The organism is Bradyrhizobium sp., from assembly GCF_022844465.1.
Classification (GTDB): Bacteria; Pseudomonadota; Alphaproteobacteria; order Rhizobiales; family Xanthobacteraceae; genus Bradyrhizobium.
The window spans coordinates 1-26798 of record NZ_JALHLP010000020.1; the positions used below are offsets into that span (position 1 = coordinate 1).

Genomic DNA, 26798 nt, shown 5'->3' on the forward strand with positions numbered 1-26798 from the left:
CGGTGCAGCGGCTGGAGGGGGTGGCGGGGGCGGAGCCGCAGGGCGCGCCGGCACAGCGGCGGGCGGCGCGCCAGGTGCGCCTGGCCGCGCCTTTGGCTTTCCATCCGAGTCAACCTCCTCCTTGGCCTGGGCCACGACGAGCGGCGCGGACTGGGCTTGCGGTGCGGAGGTCGCGAACTGCGCAACCGTCAAGGCGGTTGTGGCAAGTAGCATGATACGGAGGTGGGTCATGATGTATTTGGTCCCTCGAAAAAGCCTGGCAGCGGGATCGCTTTCATCGACTTATTTGCCGACAATCAACTGGTAATCATTAGGCCGGATTGTGGCCGCCTACAAACCGCCGATGGTTTTTATTTCATCGGCGCAACGGGTTGCATGCACCATTATTCACTGCGGGTTCAGGCTCGCACCGGCGCTCCCGCCGGTTGCTTTGCGATCGCCGGGTTGGGCGCACCGGGACCATCCGGCCCGCGCACCGGCACTTCTTCCGGAGCCTGGCCCGGCAATTCCTGCGGCTGCGGGGTGTCTCCAGGTTCGCGCATAGGGGGCGGTACCTCCGGACGCGGACTGCCCGGTGGCTGCTCCTGCGGCGGCTCGGTCGGTTGTCCCGGGGTTGCCGGCGGTATCTCCGGCGGATCAATCGGCGTCACATCGAGACCTTTCGGTTCTCGCCGATTTCCGGGCGCGTGCCGGTCGCCGCGGCCACGGCCATTTTTACATAACTGATGACGGTGCCCGGCGAATCCCAGAATTCCGCGTCGTCCGGGGTGATGGTCAACACCCTGATATTCGGATCATCTGCGCTATTCCACCAGGCCTTGGCCGGGGTCGAAAACAACTGCTTGATCTTGGCGCGGTCGTTGGAAACGGCGGCAGTACCGGTGACCGAAACATATTTCTGGCTGCCGGCATCGGCAAACGAAAGGTTGACGGCGGGATTGCGGGCGATTTCGTCGTCCTTGTGGTTTCGCGCGTCGGTCAGGAAGAAGATCGCGTTGCTGCCGCGCTCGACATGGGCGCTCATGGGACGCGCGCGAAGCTTGCCGCCGTCATAGGTTACCAGCATCGCGAAACCGATCTTCTCCATCAGCTGCCAAGCGTGCTCCTGGTGGCGCGCGTTGTCGTCGTTCATGTCAATCTCCCTGAACCTTGAGTTCCGGGAACGACAACGGCGGCCTTGGTGCGAAGTTCCCGCGACCGAGGGATGCGGCGGCCGGGACCGGCAAGGGAAAACGGCTAGAGGTTGAGACCGCCGGTTTGCAGGATCTGGCGGCTCAGCTGCGGACCAGCAGCGTGTTGCTGCGGGTCTTGCCGGTTTCAATGTAACCTCGGGCGCGCATGTCGGCCAGGCAATCGTGCAGCCATTCACCACGAGACAGATGCTCGATGACAACCGCGCCCGGCCACAGCGCTTGCGGGGCGTTGGAAAAGAAGCCGGTCAATACCCGATCCTCGAATCCTTCGACGTCGATCTTGAGTGCGTTAATGCGCGACGCGCCGGCGTTTTCGAGAATGCGCTGCAGCCGCAGCGCCTGAACCCTGATCGCCTTGCGATGGCTCGCTCCCGACACGATGTGGCTTGCGCCGAGATTCTCCCCGTCGGTTTCGATCATCAACTCGCCATCGACGGGGCCGGCGGCGGCTGCGACCAGCCTCACCTGGCCAAAGCCTGACGCCGCGGCGTTGAAGGCAAGGCGCGCATGGGTGACGGGATGCGGCTCGATCGCGATCACCTTGCCTTCAGGGCCGATATGGCGCGCCAGCGCCAGCGCGTAGGTGCCGACATTGGCGCCGACATCGACGAATACGCCGCCTGTCGGGGCATGCGCCCGCAGGAAATCCAGTTCCTCCAGATTATAGTCGGGATTGAACAGCGCGCCGCGCTCGGTTGCGCTGGCCTGATGGTAGAAGCGGAACGACGCGCCCTGATAATGCACGTCCACCGGCCCGGCGCGCAAAAGATTGACCAGCCGCGACAGCATTGGACGGAACGCCCCGCGCCTCAGCCGCGAGCGGTGCGCCAGCGAAATGACCGCGGCCTGCGCGGCGTTCGGGGCAAAGGCGCCGAACGGCGCGGGTGAGGGGTCATTGTCGGGTATCAAGCGGCGTTCCTATGCAGAGTGGCATGCATAGCCGGTTTTTCCGCGACGATACAACGCCAGATGCCGGTGCATTGCCGGACTGCTCTGCAGCCGGAGTATCATCTGCACCCTTACGCCAGCTTCGTTGTCACGTTGCGCTGGCGAAGGAAGCGGCCAAGCAGGCGGCGCTTGCCCGTGCGCGGGATCAGGGCGACGTCGCTGACAAGCCTGGCGCCGCCCTTGCGCCGCTCCAGCACGATCTTGCGGCTGTGGAACGCCTCCAACTCGACGCGGTGGGCGACGCTGACGATGGTGGCGTTCGGCAGCTCGTTGACGACGATCTCCATCATCTTGTCCTGGCTCTTTTCGTCGAGCGCGGACGTCGCCTCGTCGAGTACCACGATATCGGGCCTGTGCAGCAACAGCCGCGCAAAAGCCAGCCGCTGCTTCTCACCGCCGGACAGGGTCTGGTCCCACGGTCCTTCATCCGGAATCTTGTCCTTGAGATGTTCGAGGCCGACCTTTTGCAGGGCCTGGCCGATCTGTTCCATGTTCCAGTCCTCGGCTGCGCCGGGATAGGTAATCGCACGACGCAACGTGCCGAACGGGATGTAGGGCTTCTGCGGCAGCATGAAGAGCCGGCGGTCGGGATGGAAATTGACGGCGCCGCCGCCCCATGGCCACAGGCCGGCCAGTGCGCGAACCAGCGTGCTCTTGCCGGTGCCGGACTCGCCGGCCACCAGCAGGCGCTCACCGGGCCCGACTACCACCTCGGTTTCGCCGACGACCGCGGTGCCGTCGTCCAGCGTCACCGACAGGTCCTTGAGGCTCAACATGGCGCCGCCCTCGGTCACGCCGCGCTTGATGCGGCCGACGCCATCGCCTCGCTCGGCGCGTTCGAGGCCATCGAGCGACATCATCAGCGATGCGATGCGCCGCGCGCAGGCGTTCCAGTCGGCAAGCCGCGGATAATTGTCGACCAGCCAGCCGAACGCGGCCTGCACGATGGTGAAAGCGGACGCCGCCTGCATCACCTGGCCCAGGGACATGCTGCCGTCGAGGAACTTCGGCGCACACAACAACAGCGGCACCACGGGTGCGATCAGGCTGGACCCCTGCGACACCACGGTGGTTCGCATGTGCTGACCGGCGAGACGGGCCCATTGCCGCAGCACCTTGGTGAAGGTCTTGTCGATGCCGTCGCGTTCTTCCTGCTCTCCGCCCAGGAGCGCAATGCTTTCGCCGTTTTCCCGCACCCGCGTCAGCGCGTAGCGGTATTCGGCCTCGGCCTGGTTCTTGGCTTCGGACACCTGCACGAAGCTGCGTCCGATGGTCATGATCGAACCGGAGGCGATCGCCGCGTAGATCACGGCGGCAATCACCAGAAAGCCGGGGATCGTGATGGTCGAGCCGCCCAGCGTCAACGTCAGCGCGCCGCCGATGGTCCAGAGCACCACGATGAAGGTCGCGGCCGAAAGAAAGGCCGAGGTCACGCCAGCCATGAAATCGACCGGCGAGTCGGTCGATATCCGCAGATCCTCGGCAATGCGGTACTCCGGATTCTGATGGTCGCCGCCGACCAGATTGAGCTGGTAGTAGCGGCCGCTGGAAAGCCAGCGCGACACCACCGAATTGGTGAGCCAGGCGCGCCAGCGGCGCTGGATGCCCATGCGCGCGAACACCTGCGCGACGCCGAGCATTACGCTGCCGATCGCGAGCGGAAAGAACACGACAGCGAGATAGTACACGGTGGCGGAATCGCGCTTCTCGATGGCGTCGAAGATCGCGCGATTCCACAAGTTGATGCCGTATTGAACGCCGACATTGGTGATGATCAGGAGCAGAAGCCCGATCGAGAACGGCCATGCGAGCCGGTCGCCGTGCCTGCCCCAGTATCCCCGCGCGCTGATCCAGAATCGCGTCAGCAGATAGTTCTTGCGTGCCTGTTCGGCTTCTTCAGGCGACAATGCCGGGTCGGGTTCGACGACCTCCGGCGGAGGCGGTTCAACATGATCGCCGCTTTCGGCGATGACTTCGACGAACTCCGATTTCCCGTCGGAAGCCGACGTGCCCACGGGCGGGCCGGAATCTCGGGGCATCTCGACGGTTGCTTTGGCCATGCCGGCATAACGGGAGCCAAATCAAAAGGTTCCCTCCGGTTCCCGCGCGCCTGAAGATTTGGCGGAGCACGAAATCAGCGCCCGGGGGGCGCTGTCGTCGTGCGATCCGGTCAGGCCAACTGGTTCGAGGACACAATCGTTGCGGCGCTCCGTCTAGATCTGCCGCTCCACCATCTTCAGCTTGAGTTCGGCGATGGCTTGCGATGGATTGAGCCCCTTCGGACACGCCTTGGCGCAGTTCATGATGGTGTGGCAGCGGTAGAGCCGGAACGGGTCCTCGAGATTGTCGAGCCGCTCGCCGGTGGCCTCATCACGGGAATCCTTCACCCAGCGCGTCGCCTGCAGCAGCGCGGCCGGCCCGAGGAAGCGATCGCTGTTCCACCAGTAGCTCGGGCACGAGGTTGAGCAGCAGGCGCAGAGAATGCACTCGTAGAGGCCGTCGAGCTTCTCGCGGTCCTCGTGGCTCTGCTTCCATTCCTTTTGCGGCGTCGGCGTGGTGGTTTTCAGCCACGGCTCGATCGAGGCGTATTGGGCGTAGAAATTGGTGAGGTCAGGCACCAGGTCCTTGACCACCGGCTGGTGCGGCAGCGGGTTGACCTTCACCGCGCCGTCCTTCACGTCGTGCATCGACCTGGTGCAGGCCAGCGTGTTCTGGCCGTCGATGTTCATCGCGCAGGAGCCGCAGACGCCTTCGCGGCAGGAGCGGCGGAAGGTCAAGGTCGGATCGATGTTGTTCTTGATCCAGATCAGGCCGTCGAGCACCATCGGCCCGCATTCGGCGGTGTCGATGTAAAAGGTGTCGATGCTCGGGTTCTTGCCGTCATCGGGATTCCAGCGATACACCCGGAACTCGCGCGTCTCGGTCGCGGCCGGGGGCTTCGGCCAGGTCTTGCCGCCGGATATCCTTGAGTTCTTGGGAAGTGCGAATTCAACCATTATTCTAACCTTTCGTCATTCCGGGGCGAGGCGAAGCATCGAACCCGGAATCTCGAGATTCCGGGTCTGGTCCTGCGGACCATCCCGGAATGACGGGCTGCTGTAAGCACGCTCAATACACCCGCGCCTTGGGCGGGATGTACTGCACGTCGTTGGTCATGGTGTAATCATGCACCGGACGGTAATCGATCGCGGTCTGGCCGCGCCCGTCGATCCAGGCCAGCGTGTGCTTCATCCAGTTCTTGTCGTCACGCTCGGAAAAGTCCTCGCGCGCATGCGCGCCGCGGCTCTCGGTGCGGTTCGCCGCCGAATCCATGGTGACCACGGCCTGCACGATCAGATTGTCGAATTCGAGCGTCTCAATCAGGTCGGAATTCCACACCAGCGAGCGGTCGGTCGTGGCGAGGTCGCCGATGCCGCCATGCACCTTGTGGATCAGGTTCTGGCCTTCGTTCAGAATCTCGCCGGTGCGGAACACCGCGCAATTGTTCTGCATCACCTGCTGCATGCCCTCGCGCAGTTTTGCGGTCGGCGTGCCGCCGGAGGCATAACGGAAATGATCGAGCCGCCCGAGCGCCTTGTCGGCCGAGTCCGCCGGCAGTTCCGGCTGCTTGCCATTCGGGGTCAGCTTCTCGGCGCACCGCAGCGCCGCGGCGCGGCCGAACACCACGAGGTCGATCAGCGAGTTGGAGCCGAGGCGATTGGCGCCATGCACGGAGACGCAGGCGGCCTCGCCGAGCGCCATCAGGCCCGGCACGGTGGCGTTGTCGTCGCCGTTCTTCTTGGTCAGCACCTCGCCGTGATAATTCGTCGGGATGCCGCCCATGTTGTAATGCACGGTCGGCAGGATCGGGATCGGCTCGCGGGTGACGTCGACATTGGCGAAAATCTTCGCCGATTCGGAAATGCCCGGCAGCCGTTCATGCAGCACCTTGGGGTCGAGATGATCGAGGTGCAGGTAGATGTGGTCCTTCTTCTTGCCGACGCCGCGGCCTTCGCGGATCTCGATGGTCATCGAGCGCGAGACCACGTCGCGCGAGGCGAGGTCCTTGGCGGACGGCGCATAGCGCTCCATGAAGCGCTCGCCCTCGGAGTTGACGAGATAGCCGCCTTCGCCGCGGGCGCCCTCGGTGACGAGACAGCCCGAGCCGTAGATGCCGGTCGGGTGGAACTGAATGAATTCCATGTCCTGCAGCGGCAGTCCGGCGCGCAGCACCATGCCGCCGCCGTCGCCGGTGCAGGTATGCGCCGAGGTGCAGTTGGCGTAGGCGCGGCCGTAGCCGCCGGTGGCCAGGATCGTGGTCTGGGCGCGGAAACGATGCAGCGTGCCGTCGTCGAGCTTGAGCGCGATGACGCCGCGGCAGACGCCCTGGTCGTCCATGATCAGATCGATGGCGAAGAACTCGATGAAGAATTCCGCGGCGTGCCGCAGCGACTGGCCATACATCGTGTGCAGCATGGCGTGGCCGGTGCGGTCGGCGGCCGCACAAGTGCGCTGCGCCTGGCCCTTGCCGTAGTCCAGCGTCATGCCGCCGAACGGGCGCTGGTAGATCTTGCCGTCCTCGGTGCGCGAGAACGGCACGCCCCAATGTTCGAGTTCGTAGACCGCGTCGGGCGCGTTGCGTACCATGTACTCGATCGCGTCCTGGTCGCCGAGCCAGTCCGACCCCTTGACGGTGTCGTACATGTGCCAGCGCCAGTCGTCCGGATGCATGTTGCCGAGCGAGGCCGATATGCCGCCCTGTGCCGCGACCGTATGCGAGCGGGTCGGAAACACCTTGGTGATGCAGGCGGTGCGCAGGCCGGCCTCGCTGCAGCCGACCACCGCGCGCAGGCCGGCGCCGCCGGCGCCGACGACCACGACGTCGTAGGTGTGGTCCTCGATCGGGTAGGCTCTGGCGCCGGCCGGGCCGCTGCCGTTGGCGGCCTTGCCGTTGCCTTGAGCAGCCCTTTCCTGAGCGGCCATGGGCTAGACTCCCGATGACAGTTTGAGGATCGCGTAGATCGAGGCCAGCGCCACAGCTACGCAGAAGAAGTTGTTGGCCATCACGCTGGCGAGCTTCAGTTTCTCGTTATGGATATAGTCCTCGATCACCACCTGCATGCCGATCTTCATGTGCCAGGCGCTGGCGATGATGAAGAGAATCAGGATGATCGCGATCAGCGGCGCGCCCAGGATTTGCGCCGCGCCGGCCTGGTTGCGGCCGATCAGCATCAGCACGATCACGACGACCGGAGCGATCAGCAGCGCGGTCGCCACCGCCGTGAGGCGCTGGCGCCAGAAATCGGAGGTGCCCGAATGCGACGCGCCGAGATTGCGCACCCGCCCGAGCGGCGTGCGCATCGAAGTCTTTTGCATCGAAGCCTTGGGCGCGGTCATCGTCCGCCTCCGACCGTGTAGGCGACGATCCAGACCAACAAAGTGAGCGCGATGCCGCCGATCAGCGCACCCCAGCTCAGCGCCTCGCGCTCGCTGGCCTTGAAGCCATAGCCGAGATCCCAGACCAGGTGCCGAAGGCCGCTGAGCAGGTGATGCAGCAGCGCCCAGGTGTAGCCGAACACGATCAGCCTGCCGATGAAGCTACCGGTAAAGGCCTGCACATTGGCGTAGGCGCCGGGGCCCGAGGCGGCGGCGATCAGCCACCAGGCCAGCAGCAAGGTGCCGAAATACAGCGCCACGCCGGTCGCGCGGTGGATGATGGACAAGGCCATCGTCAGGGTCCAGCGATAAGTCTGCAAATGCGGCGAGAGCGGTCGTTCGATCCTGGTGGTCATCAGCGACTTTAACGGTTTGCGGGGCCAGGTGCGGCCCATCGGGGATCGCAGAATAGCAATTCTGTTTCCGAATCTATTTACGAAGTCGAAACAGCGAGCGCAACGGCCAAAACAGTCATTTGCGAATGCCAGTTCATAGCTACGGGGGAGGCCTGCAAACGCAGGCGTTGACAAACCATGGCGGCCGTCCGTGGGATAGCGCACCTGAAGCATGATTCAGAAAAAGCGCGGAACCGGCGCGGGACGAGGATAGTATCCGATGGCGATCGCCGGGCTTGACGTTGCTGCGCTGGTCGAGCTGGCGCTGATGCTGGTCGCGGTGGGCGCGGTATCCGGGTTCTTCGCCGGAATTTTCGGAATCGGCGGTGGCGCGATTTTGGTGCCGGTATTCTATGAATGCTTTCGGCTCGCTGGGGTGCCGCTCGAGGTCCGGATGCCGCTCTGCATCGGCACCTCGCTCGCGATCATCATTCCGACCTCGATCAGCTCGTTTCGCGCCCATTACGTCAGGGGCGCGGTCGATATCGGCATCCTCAAGCTGTGGTGGCTGCCGATCTTGATCGGCGTAATCGCCGCAAGCGTCACCGCGCGCTACGCGCCGGAACGGCTGTTCAAGATCGTGTTCGTCGCCGTGGCGTGGTCCGCCGCGGCCCGGCTGCTGCTGGCGCGCGACCACTGGAGATTCGGCGACGTGGTCCCGACCGGACCGCTGATGCGGCTCTATGGCTTCTTCATCGGGCTGCTCTCGACCCTGATGGGCGTCGGCGGCGGCCTGTTCGCGAACCTGCTGATGACGTTCTACGGCCGGCCGATCCACCAGGCGGTCGCGACCTCGTCGGCCCTGGCAGTGCTGATCTCGATTCCCGGCGCGATCGGCTACGTCTATGCCGGCTGGCCCGCGGCGGCGCGCTTTCCGGATGTCGCCGCGCTGCAATGGCCGTTTTCGATCGGTTACGTCTCGCTGATCGGGGCGGTGCTGGTGATGCCGACCAGCCTGTTGACGGCGCCGCTCGGCGTGCGCGCCGCGCATGCAATGTCGAAGCGCGCGCTGGAGACGGCGTTCGGCTGCTATCTCTTCATCGTCGGCGGCAGGTTCGTGGTCAGTCTGCTGTAGTCTGGGAATCCGAAGACAGTTGGAGTTGTCGCCCCTGCGTTCGCAGGGACGACACCAGACTACTTCGCGTAAATATTCGCGTAGGTGTCGCGCAGGATATTCTTCTGCACCTTGCCCATGGCGTTGCGCGGCAGTTCGTCGACGACGATCACACGCTTGGGCATCTTGAACTTCGCCAGCCGGCCGTCGAGCGCCTTGAGCACGTCCGCCTCGGTGATCCCCGCGCCGTGGTTGCAGACAACCACCGCAGTGACGCCCTCGCCGAAATCGGCGTGCGGCACGCCGATCACGGCGGATTCAGCCACGCCCGGCATGGCGTCGATCTCGCTCTCGATCTCCTTGGGGTAGACGTTGAAGCCGCCCGAGATCACCAGATCCTTGCCGCGGCCGACAATGTGCAGGTAACCTTTGGCGTCGATCTTGCCGAGGTCGCCGGTGATGAAGAAGCCGTCGTCGCGAAACTCGGCCTTGGTCTTTTCCGGCATCCGCCAGTAGCCTTTGAACACGTTCGGGCCCTTGACCTCGATCATGCCGATGGCGTCGCGCGCCAGTTCCTTGCCGGTCTCGGGATCGGTGACGCGGATCGAAACGCCCGGTAGCGGAAAACCGACAGCGCCGGGGACGCGCTCGCCATCATAGGGGTTGGAAGTGTTCATGTTGGTTTCGGTCATGCCGTAGCGTTCCAGCACCGCATGTCCGGTGCGCGCGGCCCATTCGCGGTGGGTATCGGCAAGCAGCGGCGCCGAACCCGAAATGAACAGCCGCATATGCCGGGTCGACTCTCTCGTCAGCGCCGGGCTCTGCAGCAGCCGCGTGTAGAAGGTCGGCACCCCCATCAGCACGGTCGCGCGGGCCATCAGCTTGATGATGCGCTCGGAATCGAGCTTCGGCAGGAAGATCATGGCAGCGCGGGCGAACAGGGTGACGTTGCTTGCGACGAACAGGCCGTGGGTGTGGTAGATCGGCAGGGCGTGGATCAGAACGTCGTCGCGGGTGAAGCGCCAGTAATCGACCAGCGAGAGCGAGTTCGACGCCAGATTGTCGTGGGTCAGCATCGCGCCCTTGGAGCGGCCGGTGGTGCCTGAGGTGTAGAGGATCGCGGCCAGGTCGTCGTCGGCGCGCGCGACCGTCGCGAACGCGGTATCAGCCATGGAGGCGGCGTCGGTCAGCGAACCCTTGCCGTCGGCGTCCAGCGTCTCGACCTTGGCCTTCACCTTCGCGGCGATCGCGCCGATGCCTTCCGCCCTTGACGGGTCGCAGACCACCAGCGACGGCTCGGCGTCTGCGATGAAGTAATCAAGTTCGTTCAGCGTGTACGCAGTGTTGAGCGGCAGATAGACCGCGCCGGCGCGCACCGTGGCGAGATAGAGCACCAGCGCCGGCACTGACTTTTCGGCCTGCGCCGCGACGCGGTCGCCGGGCCTGACGCCGCGCGAAACCAGCAGGTTCGCCATCTGCCCGGTGCGGGCCACCAGTTCGCCATAGCTGATCTCAACACCGTCGATGGTTTCGATCGCAAGTCGGCCCGGCTCGTCGAGATTGTCGAACAGGCGGGAAAACAGGTTGGCGTTGGCGGCGGTGTTCATGCAACATTCCCTGAAGGGCGAAGCCTGCGTGTCGCGGGCTGGCATAGCAAGAACGCCCTTCAAAAAGCAACGGAGACAGTTTGCATGACAAAAAGCGGGAAACGCGTGGCCTGGGTGACGGGCGGCGGCAGCGGGATCGGCGAGTCCGGGGCGGAATTCCTGGCGGCGGACGGCTGGATCGTGGTGGTTTCGGGACGGCGCAAGGACGCGCTGGACCAGGTGGTCGGCAACATCACGAGGAAGGGCGGCACGGCCGAAGCCATCGCGCTCGACGTCAGCAACAAGGCCGACGTCCACAAGGCGGCCGAGCAGATCCTCGCCCGGCACGGGCGGATCGACCTGCTGGTCAACAGCGCCGGCGTCAACGTGCCGAAGCGCAGCTGGGCCGACATGGAGCTGGAAGGCTGGGACAAGCTGGTCGAGATCAACCTCAACGGCGTCCTGTATTGCATGCACGCGGTGCTGCCGGCGATGCGGAAACAAAAGGACGGCTGCATCATCAACGTGGCGTCCTGGGCCGGCCGCCACGTCTCGAAAATGCCGGGTCCGGCCTACACCACCACCAAGCATGCGGTGCTGGCGCTGACCCATTCCTTCAACATGGACGAATGTGTCAACGGCTTGCGCGCCTGCTGCCTGTCGCCCGGCGAGGTCGCGACCCCGATCCTGAAACTGCGCCCCGTGGTGCCGTCGGAAGCGGAGCAGGCCAAAATGTTGCAGCCGGAAGATTGCGGCCGCACCATCGCCTTTGTCGCCAGCATGCCGCCGCGGGTCTGCATGAACGAGATACTGATCAGCCCGACCCACAATCGCGGCTTCATCCAGACGCCGGCGAACCGGGACTAGCGGCGCGAGTTCCCCACGTTCGGCATTTCAGAAAGTTTCAGCCATCACGATAATTTTTCCGCCGAAACCGGCGGAAAAATTTCTCGTAGCTCCTCCTAACGATGACGGAATGAACCGGTCAATCGACTGGCGTCGTTGTCGCCACCGGCGGATGCCCGCCGGCCATCGCCATTCCCAGGAGAAGAATCCATGTCGAAACGTCTTGCACTTCTTTCCGCCGCCGCCTTCGGCGCGCTGGCCCTTACCGCCACCATCACCGCGCCGGTCAGCGCGGAAGAAAAGACCGTGATGGTCGGCGGCGCGGCGATGTTCCCGTCCAAGAACATCATCCAGAACGCCGTCAACTCGAAGGACCACACCACGCTGGTTGCGGCGGTGAAGGCTGCCGGCCTGGTTGAAACCCTCGAAGGCAAGGGCCCGTTCACTGTATTCGCGCCGACCAACACCGCGTTCGGCAAGCTGCCGGCCGGGACCGTCGACACGCTGGTAAAGCCCGAGAACAAGGCGACATTGACCAAGATCCTCACCTACCATGTGGTGCCCGGCAAGCTAGCGGCCGCGGACCTCACCGACGGCATGAAGCTCAAGACCGCCGGCGGCCAGGAACTGACGGTCAAGAAGGCCGACGGCAAGGTCATGATCATCGACGCCAAGGGCGGTTCATCGACGGTGACGGTCGCCAACGTCAATCAGTCGAACGGCGTGATCCATGTGGTCGACACCGTGCTGATGCCGGCGTCCTGACCGGTCCCAACAGGGCGTATGGCTGGCGAGCCGGGGCAACCCGGCTCGCTTTTTCGTGAACGCGATACGTGCCGGGCATCGATCTGATAGCGTCATGGCAGTAACAGGAACCCGGCTTCCGGCGTATAAATCAAATAGCAGATTGCAAGCAGGAAACAGCCAGGAAATAGCCATGTCGGCCCTCTCAGCCACCGATGAGCACGCCACACCGACCAGGGCAAAAGCCATTCAGCCGGCCTGGGTGCGGGCGGTGCACTGGACCAATGCCGTCGCCATGGTTGTGATGATCATGTCGGGGTGGCAGATCTACAACGCCTCGCCGCTGTTCGGCTTTACATTTTCCCGCTCGATCACGCTGGGCGGCTGGCTCGGCGGCGCGCTGCTCTGGCATTTCGCCGCGATGTGGCTGTTGATGGTCAACGGCCTCATCTATCTGACGGTTGGCCTTGCCACCGGCCGCTTCCGCAGGAAGCTGCTGCCGATCACGCCGGAGGGCGTGATCTCGGATGCCAGGGCGGCGCTGACCGGCAAGCTGTCGCACGACGATCTCACCCGATACAACCACGTGCAGAAGCTGCTTTATGCCGGCGTCATCGTCATCGGCATCCTCGTCGTGCTGTCGGGGCTCGCTCTCTGGAAGCCGGTGCAGTTGCAATGGCTGACGGCGCTGTTCGGCGGCTACGAGGCCGCCCGTTACGTCCACTTCTTCTGCATGGCCGGCATTGTCGCCTTCATGGTGGTCCATGTCGCGCTCGCCCTTCTGGTGCCGAAGAGCCTGCGCGCCATGATCATCGGCCGCTGATTCTAACCTAAGGGAGCACGGTCATGGGCCGCATGCGCAAGCTTCTGATCCCCGGCGTCGACAAGGATCTTCTGGCCAGGGATGCGGCCAAGGCGATGCCTGACGTCACGCGCCGGCGCTTCATCACGGGGGGCGCCAGTCTCGGCGCGCTGACGCTGCTGACCGGCTGCGACGTGACCGACAGTTTCTCGGCCGAGGAGATGCTGAAGCAGGTCTCCAAGTTCAACGACGGCGTGCAGGCGTGGATGTTCAATCCCAACGCGATGGCGCCGACATTCCCGGAGAGCGCGATCACCAAACCGTTCCCCTTCAACGCCTATTACAGCCTCGACGAGGCGCCCGAGATCGACGGCAACGCCTGGAAGCTCGAAGTGCGCGGCCTGGTCGACAACAAGAAGCCGTGGACGCTGCAGGAGCTCTATCAATTGCCGCAGGTCAAGCAGGTGACGCGGCATATCTGCGTCGAGGGCTGGAGCGCGATCGGCAGCTGGACCGGCACGCCGCTGCGCGATTTTCTGAAATTGGTCGGCGCCGACACCACAGCGAAATATGTCTGGTTCCAGTGCGCCGACAAGGACGGCTACAATTCGCCGCTGGACATGCCGACGGCGCTGCACGCGCAGACCCAGATGACGTTCCGGTTCGGCGACGAGATACTGCCGCGCGCCTACGGTTTCCCGATGAAAATCAGGGTGCCGACCAAGCTCGGCTTCAAGAATCCGAAATACGTGATGTCGATGGAAGTCACCAACGACTACAAGGGCGGCTTCTGGGAAGACCAGGGGTATAATTCGTTCAGCGGAAGTTGAGGTTGCGAATGGCGAATAGCGAGTAGGAAAAGGTTATTCGCCACTCGCTATTCGCTACTCGCCGCTTTCTTGCCCACCTTGCCCTGAAACGCCGCCAGCACCGCGCCCAGCGCCAACATCGCGGCGGACGCATTCAGCGCAAACGACAGGCTGCCCATCGCGTCGGTGATCGCGCCGACGGCGATCGGGCCCAGCGTCTGCCCGATGCCGAACGAGATCGTCAGCGCCGCGATTGCGTTCGGCCAGGCCTGCGGCGGGTAGTTGAAGCGCACGAAGGCGGTGGTGGAGCCGACCACGGCGAAGAACGCGACGCCGAACACCAGCGCCGACGCCGACAGCAGCCAGACCGAATGCCCGAGAATCGGCATCGCCGCGCCGACGGCGTTGGCGCCGAGAATGATCGCGGTGGCGAGGCCGCCGCGGTCGAGCGCGAGCACGCGACGCCACACCCAGGGCGTCACGAAGGCGCTCAGGCCGATCAGGCTCCAGAACGCGCTCTGCGCCGCCGCACCGCCGCCGGCGTCGCGAACATAGGCGATCATGAAGGTCATGTAGGCGATGTAGCCGGCGCCGAACAGGAAGTAGCCGGCCAGATAGACCAGCACCGGGGCCACGGCGAATCTGGCGATTTCCGTTCCGGTACTGGTCGCGCCGGCCTGGAGCGGCGCGAGCAGGAGCGGGACCGTCATCGCGATCGCCAGCGCTGTCATCGCCCACCAGACGATCCACCACGAACCGGGCCCAATTTCCTGCAGCACGAACGGCGCGATCAGCCCGGACGCCAGGATTCCGATTCCCGGGCCGGCGTAGAACAGGCTCAGCAGGAAGTTCGCCCCTTTGGGGTGCGACTGCGCGATCCTCGCCGCCAGCGCGCCGCCCCCGACGAATCCTGCCGCCGCGCCAAGCCCGGCCAATAGCCGAGCGAAACTCAGAAGGTAGAAATTGCCTGTCATCGCGCACAGCGCCAGCGACAGCACGCAGGCCAGCGTTCCCCACCGCACCGTCGCGGACAGTCCAAATCGCCGGATCATGCGCGAGGCGAGTAGCGCGCCGGCGAGATAGCCGGCCGCGTTGACCGTGTTCATGAAACCGGCCGCCGAATATGACCAGACCAGCGCCTCGCGCATGTCGGGCAACACCAGCGCATAGGCAAAGCGGCCGATGCCGATGCCGACGGTCGGCGCCAGCGACAAGATCAGGATCAGCCGCGCGGGATGCGGGTAGGGCTGATGACGGTCGGCGGCGTTCACGGAAAACTCCGGCAGGGGTTTGTCACTCTGGCAGGCCGGGGGAGGCTTGCACAGGCTTGGGCCGGCAATACTGTCTTGCGAACGGCGCGGCTATGCGATCAGCACCAGCGCGACGCCGGCGGCCGCAAGCGCCGTGCCGGCAACGATCCGCGCCGTGATCCTGACGTGCCGGAGCACGAGCGCGCTCAATCCCACCACGACCAGCGGGTAGATCGCGAGCAGCGGCGCTACCAGCGTAATCGGCCCGTTGCGCACGGCGGCGAACAACGTCAGCGCGGAGAGGCCGTTGCTGATGCCGGTGAGGGCAAACCAGAAGCGGCCCGACCACGGCGCGTTCTCGACAAAGCGCCCCGTGCGGACGCGCTGCACGGTCAGCACCACCAGCGACGACATGAGATAGCCGATCAGGCAGGCCCATAGCGGGCTCGGCCAGATTTCGAGGCCGAGCTTTGCGATCGGCGGCGCCACGCCGCGGATCAGCGCGCCGCCGAGCGGTAATAGCAGCGCCCAGCTTCGCCAATGGCCGAGATCGCGCGGCCGGGTGAGGGTGATGATGACAGCGCCGATCACGGCCAACACAAGCCCGGCCAGTTGCAGCGACCGCAGCGGTTCGTGCAGCAGGACGACCGCCAGCGCCACCGCGAACAGGGGCGCAAGGTTGCCGAGCGTCGAGGTGATCACCGGCCCGAGCGCCCGGTTGGAGGCAAAGGTCATCAGCGTCAGCGCGGCCGGAAAGATCAGGCCGAGGGCGGCGAAGATCGGCAGCCCCTGCCAGACCACCGGCTCGCCCGCCAGGATCAGCGGCGACAGCAGCAGGAACAGCACCGTGAAGGAGGGGACGCTGATGGCGGCACCGGCCAGCGGGTCGACGGTGCGCAGTCCCAGCTGCGCCAGAACGACCCCGGCGCCGAGGAAGAACGCCGAAGCAAAGGCGAAGACGATGGCTGCGGTCATGAGGTCCGTCTTGATGCCCTGTTGGGGCGCGGGTTGCTCGCTGGCTGCCTTTGTGGCCTGTCCCGGCCGGCTTGCCAATCCGCCTTGGGCGTTTTAGCACTCCGCCCGACCCGTCATTCCGGGGCGTGGCGCAGCCACGAACCCGGAATCTAGTCGTCCGCTTGCGCCCGTGGCTGGCATGGATTCCGGATCGCCTCGCTCACGCTCGACGTCCGGAATGACGACCAGAGAGCCTAGAAGGACCAGACCATGGCGACCCACAAACTGCTGCTTCTCCCCGGCGACGGCATCGGCCCCGAAGTGATGGCCGAGGTGAAACGCCTGATCGACTGGCTGAACAGGCAGGGGATCGCCTCATTCGAGACCGACCAGGGTCTGGCCGGCGGATCGGCCTATGATGCGCACAAGGTCAGCATCAGCGAAGGCGATATGGCGAAGGCAAAGGCCGCGGACGCCATCATCTTCGGCGCGGTCGGTGGCCCGAAATGGGACGGCGTGCCCTACGAAGTGCGCCCCGAGGCCGGCCTGCTGCGGCTGCGCAAGGAGCTCGGCCTGTTCGCCAATCTGCGGCCGGCGGTGTGCTATCCGGCGCTGGCGGACGCCTCCAGCCTGAAGCGCGAGGTGGTCGAGGGCCTCGACATCATGATCGTGCGCGAGCTCACCGGCGGCGTCTATTTCGGCGAGCCGAAAACCATCACCGATCTTGGCAACGGCCAGAAGCGCGCGATCGACACCCAGGTCTACGACACCTACGAGATCGAGCGCATCGGTCGCGTCGCCTTCGACCTGGCGCGCAAACGCCGCAACAAGGTGACCTCGATGGAAAAGCGCAACGTCATGAAGTCCGGCGTGCTCTGGAACGAGGTCATGACCGCGGTGCATGCGCGCGAGTACAAGGACGTGACGCTCGAGCATCAGCTCGCCGATTCCGGCGGCATGAACCTGGTCAAGGCGCCGAAGCAGTTCGACGTCATCGTCACCGACAATCTGTTCGGCGACATGCTGTCCGACATCGCGGCGATGCTGACCGGCTCGCTCGGCATGCTGCCCTCGGCCTCGCTCGGCGAGGTCGACGCCAAGACCAGGAAGCGCCGCGCGCTGTTCGAACCGGTGCATGGATCGGCGCCCGACATCGCCGGCAAGGGGCTGGCCAACCCGATCGCGATGATCGCTTCCTTTGGCATGGCGCTGCGCTATTCATTCGACATGGGCGCGCTGGCGGACAAGCTCGATGCCGCAATCGCCGCCGTTCTCGACAGCGGGCTTCGCACCGCCGACATCAGGTCCGAGGGCACCACGGCCGCCTCGACCACCCAGATGGGCGAAGCGATCCTGAAAGAACTGCAGAAGCTGCACGCGTAAGCCGCGCGCGCATCACAAAAGAAAATGCCCGGTCAGGACCGGGCATTTTTTCGTCAGGCGGCGACGTCCTTCAATACAGCGGGAACCGCTGCGGATAGCCGCCCATGTCGGAGGCCGGGTTCATCGGCTGGCGGTCCAGCGAGCGGTTCTTGTTCTCCTGCCCGAACGACTGCGACGGCGGGAACGCGTAATCGGTAAACTTGCGATCGCCCGGCAGGACTTCGGTGCCGGCGTCGAGCCACGAGCGCGTGGTGACGTAGACGCGGGTGCGCGGGCCCTGCTGGTAGGACCGGTTCGGACCGTTCGTCCCGTAATAGGGCCGTCCGTCGCGGTCGTATTGCTGCCTGGACTGCGCGCCTGCGGAGGTTGCGCCGACCGCGAAGAGCGTAGCCGCGGCAAGCAAGGTCGCGAGCTTGCTCGCAGCGGGGGACATTCGGGTCATCGCATCCTCGTCATTTTGGCCCAACACGGGCTGGCCGGTCGCCATCCGATTTTGTCAATTGTAGCCCCGGCGGAGCCACCATCGCTAGGTCAATTGGGCCACACCACGCCGCGATAATGCGCGGCAAATCGAGAAAGTTTCATGAAAACCAGTGTCTTGGCCGGTTGTTGCCACAATTGTAGGGGTCTGCGGGTTCCGGCATCACCCCGGGCCACGCCTTGAGGGCAACGCGCCGGCGGCTCCCCACGCTCGGGATATCCCTTAAACATCTGTTCGATCGACAAAATCCCCCTCTTGCCGGCTAAGGCCGCAGTCCGCCGCCCGACGCCAAACATTGTCTCGACGGCGTTTCTCGCCTAGAAGCGCTGCCTCTTCCCCCTTCCGCTGACAGCGGGGGGGCGGCGCATTTTCCTCGGAGATTGAACGATGGGATACAAAGTCGCGGTCGTCGGTGCGACCGGCAATGTCGGGCGGGAAATGCTCAACATTCTCGACGAGCGCAAATTCCCTGCCGACGAGGTCGTGGTGCTGGCCTCGCGCCGCAGCGTCGGCGTCGAGGTGTCCTATGGCGACCGCACCCTGAAGGTCAAGGCGCTCGAACATTACGATTTCTCCGACGTCGACATCTGCCTGATGTCGGCGGGCGGCGCGGTGTCGAAGGAATGGTCGCCGAGGATCGGCGCCGCCGGCGCGGTGGTGATCGACAATTCGTCGGCCTGGCGGATGGACCCGGACGTGCCGCTGATCGTGCCCGAGGTCAACGCCGACGCGGTCGCGGGCTTTGCCAAGAAGAACATCATCGCCAATCCGAACTGCTCGACCGCGCAACTGGTGGTCGCGCTGAAGCCGCTGCACGACAAGGCGGTCATCAAGCGCGTCGTGGTCGCCACCTACCAGTCGGTTTCGGGCGCCGGCAAGGATGCGATGGACGAGCTGTTTTCGCAAACCAAGGCGGTCTACACCAACAGCCCGCTGGTCAACAAGAAATTCCCCAAGCGTATCGCCTTCAACGTGATCCCCGAGATCGACGTGTTCATGGAGGACGGCTACACCAAGGAAGAGTGGAAGATGATGATGGAGACCAAGAAGATCCTTGATCCCAAAATCAGGTTGACCGCCACCTGCGTGCGGGTGCCGGTGTTCGTCGGCCACTCGGAAGCCGTCAACATCGAGTTCGAGCATCCGATCACGGCCGACGAAGCGCGCAACATCCTGCGCAACGCGCCGGGTTGCCTTGTCATCGACAAATACGAGCCCGGCGGTTACGTCACGCCGTATGAGGCGGCCGGCGAGGACGCGACCTACATCAGCCGCATCCGCGAGGACAACACCGTCGAGAACGGCCTGTCATTGTGGTGCGTGTCGGACAATCTGCGCAAGGGCGCCGCGCTGAACGCGATCCAGATCGCCGAATGCCTGATCAACCGCAAGCTGATCACCGCCAAGAAGAAGGCGGCGTAAACAGGGGGCGATGGCGTGGGTGCAACGGAGCCGGATCGCATAGCCGGGCAGCCGGCTTCCTACGGACCCAATCCGGCGCTGAAGCGTGTCGGGCGCGGCCTGGAGAGGGTGCTTTTCAACAGCCGTTGGCTGATGGCACCATTCTATTTCGGCATGGTGATCTGTCTCGCGGTGTTGCTGTTCAAGTTCGGTGTGGTGCTGTGGGAGTTCATTGTCCATGCCCCGGGAGCCAAGGAATCCGACATCATCCTCGGCGCGCTCTCGCTGATTGACCTTACGCTGACCGGCAATCTGATCCTGATTGTGGTGTTCTCCGGCTACGAGAATTTCGTCGCCAAGATCGATCATGCCGGGCACCCGGACTGGCCGGAATGGATAACCAAAGTCAATTTCGGCGCCTTGAAGCAGAAGCTGATGGCCTCGATCGTGGCGATTTCGGCGATCCAGGTGCTGAAGGCGTTCATGAACATCGACACCGCCTTCGACCCGGCAAAGCTCGCCTGGCTGGTCGGCGTGCATCTGGTGTTCGTGTTTTCGGCCTTGATGCTGGCGATCTCGGACCGCTGGGGCGGCGGCGAGTAGACGCGCGGCGGAAACGTTCTGGCCGCTACCGGACTGCCGGTTCGCCGACGCTCTGGAATTCCTTTGCCTCTTGATCGAGCACGAACAGCGAGCCCTCGGCGACGCCGAAATAGGCGCCGTGCAGGCTGATCTCGCCGCGCTCGACCCGCGTCCGCACGAACGGAAACGTCATCAGGTTTTCCAGCGACCGGAACACCGCGGCCTTCTCGATCCTGACCGTGAAATCCAACATCGTCTCGTGCTCGCGCCGCTCGACCACCTCGCCCGGCTTGATGAACATCGCCATCCAGCGTCCGATGAAGTCGCCGGGCGAAAGCGGTTCGATATTGTCGATAAAGGCGCGGATGCCGCCGCATTGGGCGTGGCCGAGCACCACGACATGCCTGACGCGGAGGACGTTGACTGCATACTCCAGTGCGGCGGAAACACCATGGGCGCCGCCGTCGGGCTGGTACACCGGCACCAGGTTGGCGACGTTGCGGACTACGAACAGCTCCCCCGGTCCGGCGTCGAAAATCACCTCCGGCGAGACGCGGGAGTCGCAGCAGCCGATCACCATCACCTCCGGCGACTGGCCGCGCTCGGACAGTTCCCGGTATCGCGACTGTTCGGTCGGCAGCCGCTGCGAGGTAAAGGCCCGGTAACCGTCGAGGAGATTCTGGGGAAAGGCGTTCATGACGCCATGGCTAACCATAAGCCGACGATGGGAACAAGGCTTTCAGGCGAACGCGTGAGATGATATCGCGGGGCGTTCGATGCACCCGAGGAATGCGCCCATGATCCGACCGCGCCGCAGCCTGTTGTTCATGCCGGGATCGAATGCGCGGGCGCTGGAAAAGGCGCGCAGCCTGCCCGCCGACGGCCTCATCCTCGACATCGAGGATTCGGTGGCGCCCGACGCCAAGGCGATGGCCCGTGACCAGATCGGCAAGGCGATCGCGGCCGGCGGCTTCGGCAAGCGCGAAGTGCTGATCCGGGTCAACAGCCTGGATACGCCCTGGTGGATCGACGACATCGACATGGCCGGCAAGGTCCGGCCGGACGGCATCCTGGTCCCCAAGATTTCCACCGTGGACGACCTCAATGCCGTCGCCGATCGCCTGGGCAAGGTCAACCCCGACGCGTCGATCCGGGTCTGGGCCATGATCGAAACCGCGCGCGCGGTGCTGGACGCCGACAGGCTTGCCGCGGCGGCGAAGGATTCGAGAACCAGGCTCGCGGGCTTCATGTTCGGGCCCAACGACATTTCGCGCGAGACGCGGATCCGCATGCTGCCCGGCCGCGCGGCCATGATTCCCATGATGACGCACTGCATCCTGGCGACGCGCGCGCACGGGCTGGAAATTCTCGACGGCCCCTACGGCGACATCAGCAATATCGACGGCTTCGCGGTCGAATGCGCGCAGGGCCGCGATCTCGGGTTCGACGGCAAGACCCTGATCCATCCGAGCCACATCGCGGCCTGCAACGCCATCTTCACGCCGCCGGCCGAGGAGGTCGCGCAGGCGCGCAAGATCATCGCGGCCTTCGAACGACCGGAAAACGCCGGGCGCGGTGCCATCCAGCTTGACGGGCGGATGGTGGAGCGGCTGCATGCCGAGATGGCGAAGCGAACGATCGCCATGGCCGACGCGATCGCGGCGATGGGCAGTTAACCGCGTCTCAGGCTCAGGATGTAATTGGCGAGATCGTCGGCCTGTTCCGGCGCGATGATCAGATTGGGCATCTGTTGATGGCTGGTCCTGAAGAACACTTTCAGGGACAGCGCCGTGGTCGACGGCCGATTGGCGATCGCGACGAAATCCGGCGGACGACCGCTTTGGCCGGCGGTCGCGGCGTCGATCGCGTGGCAATCCTTGCACCATGCGTCGGCCAGCCGATGCCCGGCCGCAACACTGTCCGATCGCAGCGGCGCCCCGCTCGCATCGCGCACCCGCAGGAACACCAGGACGGCGAGGCCGCACAGAACCGCGACGAAAATATGCAACCAGGTCAAGCGGGTCATTGGCACGGACTCTTGCGACTGAAGCGACCGCGCCCTACCGGCTGACCCGCTGGCCGAGACCATCGATCGTGGGCGCGTTGGCGCAGTACTCCTCGTAGTGCGCGGCGGCGGTGCCGGCGGCGAGATCATGGTTGCATTCGCGCTTGTGACTGCAAATCGCGCAAACCCGCTCCATGTCGCGCAGCACCAGCGGCTCGGTGCGCGCCAGATCCTCCAGATCGATACCGAGCGCGGCCAGCATCTTCGGCAACTCGTCGGCGGCATGCGGTCCCCGGCGCACCAGTGCCTCCAGTTCGGCGGCGGACATCCGCAATTCGCTGGCGATCCGGCCGAAATTGGCGGTGTCCATCTCGCGCATCTCCCGCAGTTCACGCCGGTGCTTCAACCATTCGCCGAAGATGTCGACGACACGGCCAATGCCGGGATAGGGCTTGTCCTGAACGATCATGGCACGGCTCCCTTGGTAGACAATGCAAGGTAGGCGCGAATCCGGCGTGGGGTCGTTGCGCTAGATCAAACGGGAACGCCGAACCTCTCCGTCGCCCAGGCGTAAAGGCTGCCCGGCACAGGCTTCTCGCCGCCGCGGCCTTTGGGCGAAACGTGCAGCCCGATGGTCCTGTCATCGGCGAGCAGGCCCGAGAAATCCGCTGGCTCGAAGAATAGTTCCGGTTGGGCATGGACGGCGTAGAAGGATTGCCTGGGCAGCGCGCAGCCCAGTTCGCCGGCGCGTCGCGCCAGCGCGGTAAGCGCGGCGGGGCCATAGATCGCCACCCTGACGTCGGCGAGGCGGTTGGAGCGGCCGCGCAACCGGCGCAGCGCAAAGCTCAGGCGGTGACGCCACGCCAGCCAGTCCGGCGTCAATTCGTCCTGCCGCATCAGGTTCTCGAACGCTGTAACGATCGGATGGTCCGGCGGCAGATACAGCACCGAATTGCCCAGCTGCCGCGGCCGTTCCCAGGCGAAATAGGGTTTCGCCGGATCAATCTCGACCGGCTTGAGCAGCAGCACGTCGGCGTCGAGCCATAGCCCGGCCCGCGCCGCCATCAGCCGCATGCGGAAGAAGTCGCTGAACTGCAGGATGGTCCAGTCGCGCCAGCTGCCATCCGGCTGCGGCGGCCGGAGCCGCTCGGAAAAGGCATGTGGCAGGATCGCCTCGGCCTCGGCGTTGCCGACGCCGTCGGGCAGGCCCGGCAACGGATCGAAGCTGTAGACGGTGACCTTGTGACCGGCCGCCACCTGCGATCGCAGGCAGATGCGCCGCAGCGCATCGAGCCGGCCGTGCCAGAAGGTGACGACGTCAGGCCGCATCGGCGTCAGCTTCCCAACGGTTGCATCGCGCAAGAAAGCGCGTCAAGCAAGCGGCGTGCTTACGCCCAGGCGCGCTCTTTCCTCGCCTTGGCCTCGTAGTCGTCGATCGCGGATTTCTTTTCCATCGTCAGTCCGATGTCGTCGAGACCGTTCATCAGGCAATGCTTGCGGAAGGCGTCGATCTCGAACCTGACCGTGCCGCCGTCGGGGCCGCGGATCTCCTGGTTGGCGAGGTCGATGGTTAGCGTCGCGTTGGCGCCGCGCTCGGCGTCGTCGAACAGCTTGTCGAGGTCGTCCTGGGTGACGCGGATCGGCAAAATGCCGTTCTTGAAGCAGTTGTTGTAGAAGATGTCGCCGAACGAGGTCGAGATCACGCAGCGGATGCCGAAATCCAAGAGCGCCCACGGCGCGTGCTCGCGGCTGGAGCCGCAGCCGAAATTGTCACCGGCGACCAACACCTTCGCCTTGCGGTAGGCCGGCTTGTTGAGGATGAAGTCCGGATTGTCGCTGCCGTCGTCGCGGTAGCGCTGTTCCGCGAACAAGCCCTTGCCAAGGCCGGTGCGCTTGATGGTCTTCAGGTACTGCTTTGGGATGATCATGTCGGTATCGACATTGATGATCTTCAGCGGCGCCGCGACGCCCTCAAGGGTGGTGAACTTTTCCATCGATCGCGCTTCCGGTTCGAAGGTGGACAGGCCGGTGATTTATCGCGAATAGGGCGCCGGCAAAAGGCCAAACTTGGGCGAGGGCGGTTCGTTTTCAGGCACGCCGCTGGGCGGCAGGCCTGATCCAATGGCCTAGCCTGCGTCGGCCTCGATCGCATCCATATCGGCGTCAGACAGCCCGAAATGGTGCCCGATCTCGTGAATCAGGACGTGGCGGACGATATGGCCCAGCGTTTCCTCGTGCTCGGCCCAGTAGTCGAGGATCGGCCGCCGGTAGAGCCAGACCATGTTCGGCAGGCGGGCGATGTCGGCGTGGCTCTGATGCGGCAGGCCGATACCCTGGAACAGGCCGAGCAGGTCGAATTCGCTTTGCGCCTGCATCTCCTCCAGCACCTCGTCGGTCGGAAAATCATCGACGCGAATGATCACGCCCTCGCACAGGGCTCGAAAGCCCTCCGGCAGGCGCTCAAAAACCTCGTGCGCCATGGCTTCCATTTCGGCGAGCGAGGGGGCTTTGGTGTCGGTCCACATCGCGGTTGTTTAGAGCATGACGCCGAAAACATGCCAGCGATTTTCGACGCGGCAATGAGGGGCATTTGTGTGGGCATCCGGCTGGCGGAGCGATCTTCCGGCGAGGCGCGCAGTTGACCTTGGCGCGCCAATCGGAGAGCGTAGGCCGGACATCAGACGTGGATGGAGTCGATGAAGCGGATTGTGACGGTCGCGATATCTGCCGTTTTCGCCGGGTTCCTGCTCCCCGGGAGCGTGGCGCAGGCGCAGGCGCAGACGGTGCCGGTGCCGCTAGGCTTGCCGATCGCGCAAGCGCCCGCCGCGGTCATCAGCGATGCCTCGGCGCAGCGCCGACGGCCGCTGCGGCGCGTGCCGATCTATCGCGAGGATCAGTGGGTGCCCGACGTCTATCCGCGCTACAACCCCGGCCCCAACGCCGTGCGGGACTGCACCGCGACCTATGTGCAGGAGTACCGGCCGAGCGGCACGGTGATCACCCCGCGCATGAACTGCTTCTGGCGCCGCGGCTAGATCTTCTCGCCTGTCGTTCAGAACATTCTTCCCGCGCAAATTTTTTCGCGCGCGTCCGATCGAACGACGGTCCGTCCGTTCATGTTCGTGAAGCATTCATTCACACCCTATTCAAGTCGTTCGCATCAATCTGCGGACGCGTCGCGGCGATGCGGTTTGCTTGATGCGTGCCCATCGGTTGCGGACGTGGCGACCACCCAAGGAGACACACATGCAGGTAACGAAAGTTCTGGGGCTTGCAGCCGTGGGCGTATGGCTCGCGCTCGGGGCGCCGGCCAACGCGCTATCGCTGAGCCATCCCGGCGCCGCTGCCGCGATCCAGGATGACGCCCGGCTGGTAACGACGGAGGTGCATTGGCGCCACCACCGCTACCATCGCCACCACCACCGTTGGCACCGCTGGCACCATCACCATCACCGTCATCACCATCGCCATTGGCGCCGCTGGTAAATGCGGCAACCGGGCGCAGCAAGCGGGCCCGTTCATCGCGGGCCTGTCTTCGCCTCGCCGGTCGCCATGAAACCGGCCAGATTGCTGCGCGTTATCTGGCCATCTGGATGTTGATAAAAGGGGAGTCTGTCATGAAGAGCTTGATCGCGGCAGTCATTGCCGCAGCCGCGCTTTTGGTTGTCGGCCCCGCAGCGGTCAATCCGGCGACCGCTGCGCCGCCGGCGAAGTCGCAAACCGCCGGCACATCAGATGCCACCGATTTCAGTGCGCACCGTTATCACCGGCGTTACTACCGCCACTACGGGTATCGGCCGCACTATCGGCACTACCACCGTCCCTACTACCGGCCCGTGTACCAGCCCTATTATTACGGACGGCCCCATTACTATCGGCCATACCCATACTACGCGCCGGCGCCGTTCTCCTTCGGCATCGGCTTTGGGCCGGTCTGGTGGTGAGGGATGGTTCCCGCGGTCGTTGCGCGCGTTCATCGTAGCGCATTCACAGCGTGTTCAGGTGGCCGTTTTTAGCATCACGCCGGGTGCGACTGTAAATGAACGCGACGATGGCCAGCCGCCTCGACCTGCAAGGCGTCGTCGCCGCTTAGGGAGAGTTCATCGGTGGTGATATCCGATTCCGGACGCGGCCTGGTCCGCCGTCTGGGTGTCACGGCTGCGGCCGTGTTTGCGCTCGCGGCGGTTTCCCAGCAGCGCGCCGAGGCAGTTTCGCTTTCAAGTCCCGGCGCGGCTGCGGCAGCGAAATCCGCGACCGATGCATTGACCACTGAAGTCCGGCGCGGCGGCCGTGGTCATGGCGGCGGTGGGTTTCGCGGTGGCGGCGGCTTTCGCGGCGGCGGTTTCCACGGCGGCCATGGCGGCTTGCGTGGCGGTGCGGCGTTTCACGGCGGTCATGCGTTCCGCGGCGGCGGCTATCGTGTGGCGCCGGCCTTCCATGGCGGTTATCGCCACGGCTATCGTCACGCCTATCACCGACCGCACTTCCACCACCACCGGCCCCACTTCCATCGTCGGGTTTACTACGCGCCGGCCTACTACGGCTATCCGCGCTACTATGCTCCCCGTTATCGCTACTGCCGGGTGATCTGGACCTATTACGGGCCGCGCAAGATCTGCAAGCATCGGCCGTTCTACCGGCACCACTGGCGTCACCGCTATTACGGATGGTGACCTTCGAATCCAAAAGGCGCCGGTCGGGCGCCTTTTCTGGTTGCGGGAATACGGTCGGGGCAGTCAGTCTCGATCCTTGCCCCACGGCTTGATCCGCCACGGCATCAGCGTCTGCAGCCGCCACTCCTTCCAGCTCCCGGGTGGCCAGCGGCTGAGGCGCGAGACTTCCTTCGACGCGGGCATGAGATCGACAACGTTTGGCTTCGCGCGTCGTCGTGACTGCCGCGTCGCCTCGCCGATCATGTCGACAAACTCAGACTTGTCTGCCACGGCTGGA

At 64.7% G+C, this 26798-nt stretch carries 32 protein-coding genes; 13 read left to right on the plus strand and 19 right to left on the minus strand.

The features are described 5' to 3' along the window. Positions 1-398 precede the first annotated feature (398 nt). From Q0D31_RS21110 to sdhC, 8 genes are all read right to left on the minus strand, one after another. Positions 399-650 (minus strand): hypothetical protein, encoded by a 252-nt coding sequence (locus tag Q0D31_RS21110; RefSeq protein WP_291855574.1) that lies wholly within the window; start codon positions 648-650, stop codon positions 399-401. Continuing rightward, on the minus strand, positions 647-1132 hold the full coding sequence (locus tag Q0D31_RS21115) for a pyridoxamine 5'-phosphate oxidase family protein (RefSeq protein WP_291855577.1): 486 nt from the start codon (positions 1130-1132) through the stop codon (positions 647-649). Before Q0D31_RS21115 ends, Q0D31_RS21110 begins: the two co-directional genes overlap by 4 nt. A 142-nt stretch (positions 1133-1274) precedes the next feature. Continuing rightward, positions 1275-2102, minus strand: coding sequence for an FkbM family methyltransferase (locus Q0D31_RS21120; protein ID WP_291855582.1), 828 nt, complete (start codon positions 2100-2102; stop codon positions 1275-1277). 110 nt (positions 2103-2212) lie between these two features. Next, positions 2213-4180, minus strand: coding sequence for an ABC transporter ATP-binding protein/permease (locus Q0D31_RS21125; protein WP_291855799.1), 1968 nt, complete (start codon positions 4178-4180; stop codon positions 2213-2215). A gap of 174 nt (positions 4181-4354) precedes the next feature. After that, on the minus strand, positions 4355-5137 hold the full coding sequence (locus tag Q0D31_RS21130; RefSeq protein ID WP_291855585.1) for a succinate dehydrogenase iron-sulfur subunit: 783 nt from the start codon (positions 5135-5137) through the stop codon (positions 4355-4357). Between the two features lie 112 nt (positions 5138-5249). Next, positions 5250-7103 carry a succinate dehydrogenase flavoprotein subunit gene (gene sdhA / locus Q0D31_RS21135; protein WP_291855588.1) on the minus strand — a complete coding sequence of 618 codons (1854 nt, stop codon included), beginning with the start codon at positions 7101-7103 and terminating at the stop codon, positions 5250-5252. Between the two features lie 3 nt (positions 7104-7106). Continuing rightward, a complete protein-coding gene (gene sdhD, locus Q0D31_RS21140) occupies positions 7107-7481 on the minus strand; it encodes a succinate dehydrogenase, hydrophobic membrane anchor protein (protein WP_291855802.1) in 375 nt (124 codons plus the stop codon). Between the two features lie 32 nt (positions 7482-7513). After that, positions 7514-7912: a succinate dehydrogenase, cytochrome b556 subunit gene (gene sdhC, locus Q0D31_RS21145; protein WP_291855591.1), complete on the minus strand. Its 399-nt coding sequence runs from the start codon at positions 7910-7912 to the stop codon at positions 7514-7516. A 259-nt stretch (positions 7913-8171) separates the two neighbouring features. Here sdhC and Q0D31_RS21150 point away from each other — a divergent pair, with 259 nt between their 5' ends. After that, a complete protein-coding gene (locus Q0D31_RS21150; protein WP_291855594.1) occupies positions 8172-9026 on the plus strand; it encodes a sulfite exporter TauE/SafE family protein in 855 nt (284 codons plus the stop codon). 59 nt (positions 9027-9085) lie between these two features. On the opposite strand, the gene Q0D31_RS21155 is transcribed toward Q0D31_RS21150, so the two are convergent. Beyond that, on the minus strand, positions 9086-10612 hold the full coding sequence (locus Q0D31_RS21155) for a malonyl-CoA synthase (RefSeq protein ID WP_291855598.1): 1527 nt from the start codon (positions 10610-10612) through the stop codon (positions 9086-9088). Between the two features lie 84 nt (positions 10613-10696). Between Q0D31_RS21155 and Q0D31_RS21160 the strand changes: the two genes are divergently transcribed. The 4 genes from Q0D31_RS21160 to Q0D31_RS21175 all read left to right on the plus strand — a co-directional run bounded on the left by Q0D31_RS21160 (position 10697) and on the right by Q0D31_RS21175 (position 13813). Continuing rightward, entirely contained in the window at positions 10697-11458 is a 762-nt protein-coding gene (locus tag Q0D31_RS21160; protein ID WP_291855601.1) for an SDR family oxidoreductase, read from the plus strand. Between the two features lie 189 nt (positions 11459-11647). Then, complete coding sequence (locus Q0D31_RS21165; RefSeq protein WP_291855604.1) at positions 11648-12202, plus strand: fasciclin domain-containing protein; 555 nt, start codon at positions 11648-11650, stop codon at positions 12200-12202. A 172-nt stretch (positions 12203-12374) separates the two neighbouring features. Next, positions 12375-13004, plus strand: a complete 630-nt coding sequence (locus Q0D31_RS21170; RefSeq protein WP_291855607.1) for a cytochrome b/b6 domain-containing protein — start codon at positions 12375-12377, stop codon at positions 13002-13004. Positions 13005-13027: 23 nt separating this feature from the next. Beyond that, complete coding sequence (locus tag Q0D31_RS21175) at positions 13028-13813, plus strand: molybdopterin-dependent oxidoreductase (RefSeq protein WP_291855609.1); 786 nt, start codon at positions 13028-13030, stop codon at positions 13811-13813. A 47-nt stretch (positions 13814-13860) separates the two neighbouring features. Here Q0D31_RS21175 and Q0D31_RS21180 read toward each other — a convergent pair whose 3' ends face one another. Both Q0D31_RS21180 and Q0D31_RS21185 read right to left on the minus strand, forming a co-directional pair. Beyond that, positions 13861-15063: a YbfB/YjiJ family MFS transporter gene (locus tag Q0D31_RS21180; protein WP_291855613.1), complete on the minus strand. Its 1203-nt coding sequence runs from the start codon at positions 15061-15063 to the stop codon at positions 13861-13863. A 90-nt stretch (positions 15064-15153) separates the two neighbouring features. Beyond that, the gene (locus tag Q0D31_RS21185) at positions 15154-16017 is read right to left on the minus strand and encodes an EamA family transporter (protein ID WP_291855616.1); all 864 of its coding nucleotides are present in this window, start codon (positions 16015-16017) and stop codon (positions 15154-15156) included. Between the two features lie 249 nt (positions 16018-16266). Between Q0D31_RS21185 and leuB the strand changes: the two genes are divergently transcribed. Beyond that, on the plus strand, positions 16267-17379 hold the full coding sequence (leuB, locus tag Q0D31_RS21190; RefSeq protein WP_291855619.1) for a 3-isopropylmalate dehydrogenase: 1113 nt from the start codon (positions 16267-16269) through the stop codon (positions 17377-17379). A 70-nt stretch (positions 17380-17449) separates the two neighbouring features. Here the strand turns inward: leuB and Q0D31_RS21195 are convergent, their stop codons facing one another. Beyond that, complete coding sequence (locus Q0D31_RS21195; protein WP_291855622.1) at positions 17450-17821, minus strand: hypothetical protein; 372 nt, start codon at positions 17819-17821, stop codon at positions 17450-17452. 426 nt (positions 17822-18247) lie between these two features. Here Q0D31_RS21195 and Q0D31_RS21200 point away from each other — a divergent pair, with 426 nt between their 5' ends. Next, entirely contained in the window at positions 18248-19282 is a 1035-nt protein-coding gene (locus tag Q0D31_RS21200; RefSeq protein ID WP_291855625.1) for an aspartate-semialdehyde dehydrogenase, read from the plus strand. A 39-nt stretch (positions 19283-19321) separates the two neighbouring features. Further along, on the plus strand, positions 19322-19864 hold the full coding sequence (locus Q0D31_RS21205; protein WP_291855803.1) for a TIGR00645 family protein: 543 nt from the start codon (positions 19322-19324) through the stop codon (positions 19862-19864). A 25-nt stretch (positions 19865-19889) separates the two neighbouring features. On the opposite strand, the gene Q0D31_RS21210 is transcribed toward Q0D31_RS21205, so the two are convergent. After that, positions 19890-20540 (minus strand): carbonic anhydrase, encoded by a 651-nt coding sequence (locus Q0D31_RS21210; RefSeq protein WP_291855628.1) that lies wholly within the window; start codon positions 20538-20540, stop codon positions 19890-19892. A 100-nt stretch (positions 20541-20640) separates the two neighbouring features. Between Q0D31_RS21210 and Q0D31_RS21215 the strand changes: the two genes are divergently transcribed. Further along, positions 20641-21519, plus strand: a complete 879-nt coding sequence (locus tag Q0D31_RS21215) for a CoA ester lyase (protein WP_291855631.1) — start codon at positions 20641-20643, stop codon at positions 21517-21519. Here Q0D31_RS21215 and Q0D31_RS21220 read toward each other — a convergent pair. From Q0D31_RS21220 to Q0D31_RS21240, 5 genes are all read right to left on the minus strand, one after another. Next, positions 21516-21869 (minus strand): cytochrome c, encoded by a 354-nt coding sequence (locus Q0D31_RS21220; RefSeq protein ID WP_291855634.1) that lies wholly within the window; start codon positions 21867-21869, stop codon positions 21516-21518. The genes Q0D31_RS21215 and Q0D31_RS21220 overlap by 4 nt on opposite strands. A 34-nt stretch (positions 21870-21903) precedes the next feature. After that, positions 21904-22317, minus strand: a complete 414-nt coding sequence (locus Q0D31_RS21225; protein ID WP_291855636.1) for a DUF6455 family protein — start codon at positions 22315-22317, stop codon at positions 21904-21906. 65 nt (positions 22318-22382) lie between these two features. Continuing rightward, entirely contained in the window at positions 22383-23177 is a 795-nt protein-coding gene (locus Q0D31_RS21230; RefSeq protein WP_291855639.1) for a hypothetical protein, read from the minus strand. Between the two features lie 59 nt (positions 23178-23236). Next, positions 23237-23842, minus strand: coding sequence for a 3-isopropylmalate dehydratase small subunit (gene leuD, locus Q0D31_RS21235; protein ID WP_291855642.1), 606 nt, complete (start codon positions 23840-23842; stop codon positions 23237-23239). A 132-nt stretch (positions 23843-23974) separates the two neighbouring features. Further along, positions 23975-24373, minus strand: coding sequence for a metallopeptidase family protein (locus Q0D31_RS21240; protein ID WP_291855645.1), 399 nt, complete (start codon positions 24371-24373; stop codon positions 23975-23977). A gap of 171 nt (positions 24374-24544) precedes the next feature. Here Q0D31_RS21240 and Q0D31_RS21245 point away from each other — a divergent pair, with 171 nt between their 5' ends. The 4 genes from Q0D31_RS21245 to Q0D31_RS21260 all read left to right on the plus strand — a co-directional run bounded on the left by Q0D31_RS21245 (position 24545) and on the right by Q0D31_RS21260 (position 26521). Then, positions 24545-24883, plus strand: coding sequence for a hypothetical protein (locus tag Q0D31_RS21245; protein ID WP_291855648.1), 339 nt, complete (start codon positions 24545-24547; stop codon positions 24881-24883). Positions 24884-25094: 211 nt separating this feature from the next. Next, on the plus strand, positions 25095-25334 hold the full coding sequence (locus tag Q0D31_RS21250; protein ID WP_291855651.1) for a hypothetical protein: 240 nt from the start codon (positions 25095-25097) through the stop codon (positions 25332-25334). A gap of 131 nt (positions 25335-25465) precedes the next feature. Then, positions 25466-25792 (plus strand): hypothetical protein, encoded by a 327-nt coding sequence (locus Q0D31_RS21255; RefSeq protein WP_291855655.1) that lies wholly within the window; start codon positions 25466-25468, stop codon positions 25790-25792. 162 nt (positions 25793-25954) lie between these two features. Next, entirely contained in the window at positions 25955-26521 is a 567-nt protein-coding gene (locus Q0D31_RS21260; RefSeq protein ID WP_291855659.1) for a hypothetical protein, read from the plus strand. 63 nt (positions 26522-26584) lie between these two features. Here the strand turns inward: Q0D31_RS21260 and Q0D31_RS21265 are convergent, their stop codons facing one another. Next, positions 26585-26791 (minus strand): hypothetical protein, encoded by a 207-nt coding sequence (locus Q0D31_RS21265; RefSeq protein WP_291855662.1) that lies wholly within the window; start codon positions 26789-26791, stop codon positions 26585-26587. Between the last annotated feature and the right edge of the window lie 7 nt (positions 26792-26798).

Coding starts and splice junctions, on each gene's coding strand:
- Q0D31_RS21115 (WP_291855577.1), bottom strand. CDS start 1,132: ATGAACGACGACAACGCGCGCCACCAGGAGCACGCTTGGCAGCTGATG.
- Q0D31_RS21125 (WP_291855799.1), bottom strand. CDS start 4,180: ATGCCCCGAGATTCCGGCCCGCCCGTGGGCACGTCGGCTTCCGACGGG.
- Q0D31_RS21130 (WP_291855585.1), bottom strand. CDS start 5,137: ATGGTTGAATTCGCACTTCCCAAGAACTCAAGGATATCCGGCGGCAAG.
- sdhA (WP_291855588.1), bottom strand. CDS start 7,103: ATGGCCGCTCAGGAAAGGGCTGCTCAAGGCAACGGCAAGGCCGCCAAC.
- sdhD (WP_291855802.1), bottom strand. CDS start 7,481: ATGCGCACGCCGCTCGGGCGGGTGCGCAATCTCGGCGCGTCGCATTCG.
- sdhC (WP_291855591.1), bottom strand. CDS start 7,912: ATGACCACCAGGATCGAACGACCGCTCTCGCCGCATTTGCAGACTTAT.
- Q0D31_RS21150 (WP_291855594.1), top strand. CDS start 8,172: ATGGCGATCGCCGGGCTTGACGTTGCTGCGCTGGTCGAGCTGGCGCTG.
- Q0D31_RS21155 (WP_291855598.1), bottom strand. CDS start 10,612: ATGAACACCGCCGCCAACGCCAACCTGTTTTCCCGCCTGTTCGACAAT.
- Q0D31_RS21160 (WP_291855601.1), top strand. CDS start 10,697: ATGACAAAAAGCGGGAAACGCGTGGCCTGGGTGACGGGCGGCGGCAGC.
- Q0D31_RS21165 (WP_291855604.1), top strand. CDS start 11,648: ATGTCGAAACGTCTTGCACTTCTTTCCGCCGCCGCCTTCGGCGCGCTG.
- Q0D31_RS21170 (WP_291855607.1), top strand. CDS start 12,375: ATGTCGGCCCTCTCAGCCACCGATGAGCACGCCACACCGACCAGGGCA.
- Q0D31_RS21175 (WP_291855609.1), top strand. CDS start 13,028: ATGGGCCGCATGCGCAAGCTTCTGATCCCCGGCGTCGACAAGGATCTT.
- Q0D31_RS21185 (WP_291855616.1), bottom strand. CDS start 16,017: ATGACCGCAGCCATCGTCTTCGCCTTTGCTTCGGCGTTCTTCCTCGGC.
- leuB (WP_291855619.1), top strand. CDS start 16,267: ATGGCGACCCACAAACTGCTGCTTCTCCCCGGCGACGGCATCGGCCCC.
- Q0D31_RS21195 (WP_291855622.1), bottom strand. CDS start 17,821: ATGACCCGAATGTCCCCCGCTGCGAGCAAGCTCGCGACCTTGCTTGCC.
- Q0D31_RS21200 (WP_291855625.1), top strand. CDS start 18,248: ATGGGATACAAAGTCGCGGTCGTCGGTGCGACCGGCAATGTCGGGCGG.
- Q0D31_RS21210 (WP_291855628.1), bottom strand. CDS start 20,540: ATGAACGCCTTTCCCCAGAATCTCCTCGACGGTTACCGGGCCTTTACC.
- Q0D31_RS21215 (WP_291855631.1), top strand. CDS start 20,641: ATGATCCGACCGCGCCGCAGCCTGTTGTTCATGCCGGGATCGAATGCG.
- Q0D31_RS21220 (WP_291855634.1), bottom strand. CDS start 21,869: ATGACCCGCTTGACCTGGTTGCATATTTTCGTCGCGGTTCTGTGCGGC.
- Q0D31_RS21225 (WP_291855636.1), bottom strand. CDS start 22,317: ATGATCGTTCAGGACAAGCCCTATCCCGGCATTGGCCGTGTCGTCGAC.
- Q0D31_RS21230 (WP_291855639.1), bottom strand. CDS start 23,177: ATGCGGCCTGACGTCGTCACCTTCTGGCACGGCCGGCTCGATGCGCTG.
- leuD (WP_291855642.1), bottom strand. CDS start 23,842: ATGGAAAAGTTCACCACCCTTGAGGGCGTCGCGGCGCCGCTGAAGATC.
- Q0D31_RS21240 (WP_291855645.1), bottom strand. CDS start 24,373: ATGTGGACCGACACCAAAGCCCCCTCGCTCGCCGAAATGGAAGCCATG.
- Q0D31_RS21245 (WP_291855648.1), top strand. CDS start 24,545: ATGAAGCGGATTGTGACGGTCGCGATATCTGCCGTTTTCGCCGGGTTC.
- Q0D31_RS21250 (WP_291855651.1), top strand. CDS start 25,095: ATGCAGGTAACGAAAGTTCTGGGGCTTGCAGCCGTGGGCGTATGGCTC.
- Q0D31_RS21255 (WP_291855655.1), top strand. CDS start 25,466: ATGAAGAGCTTGATCGCGGCAGTCATTGCCGCAGCCGCGCTTTTGGTT.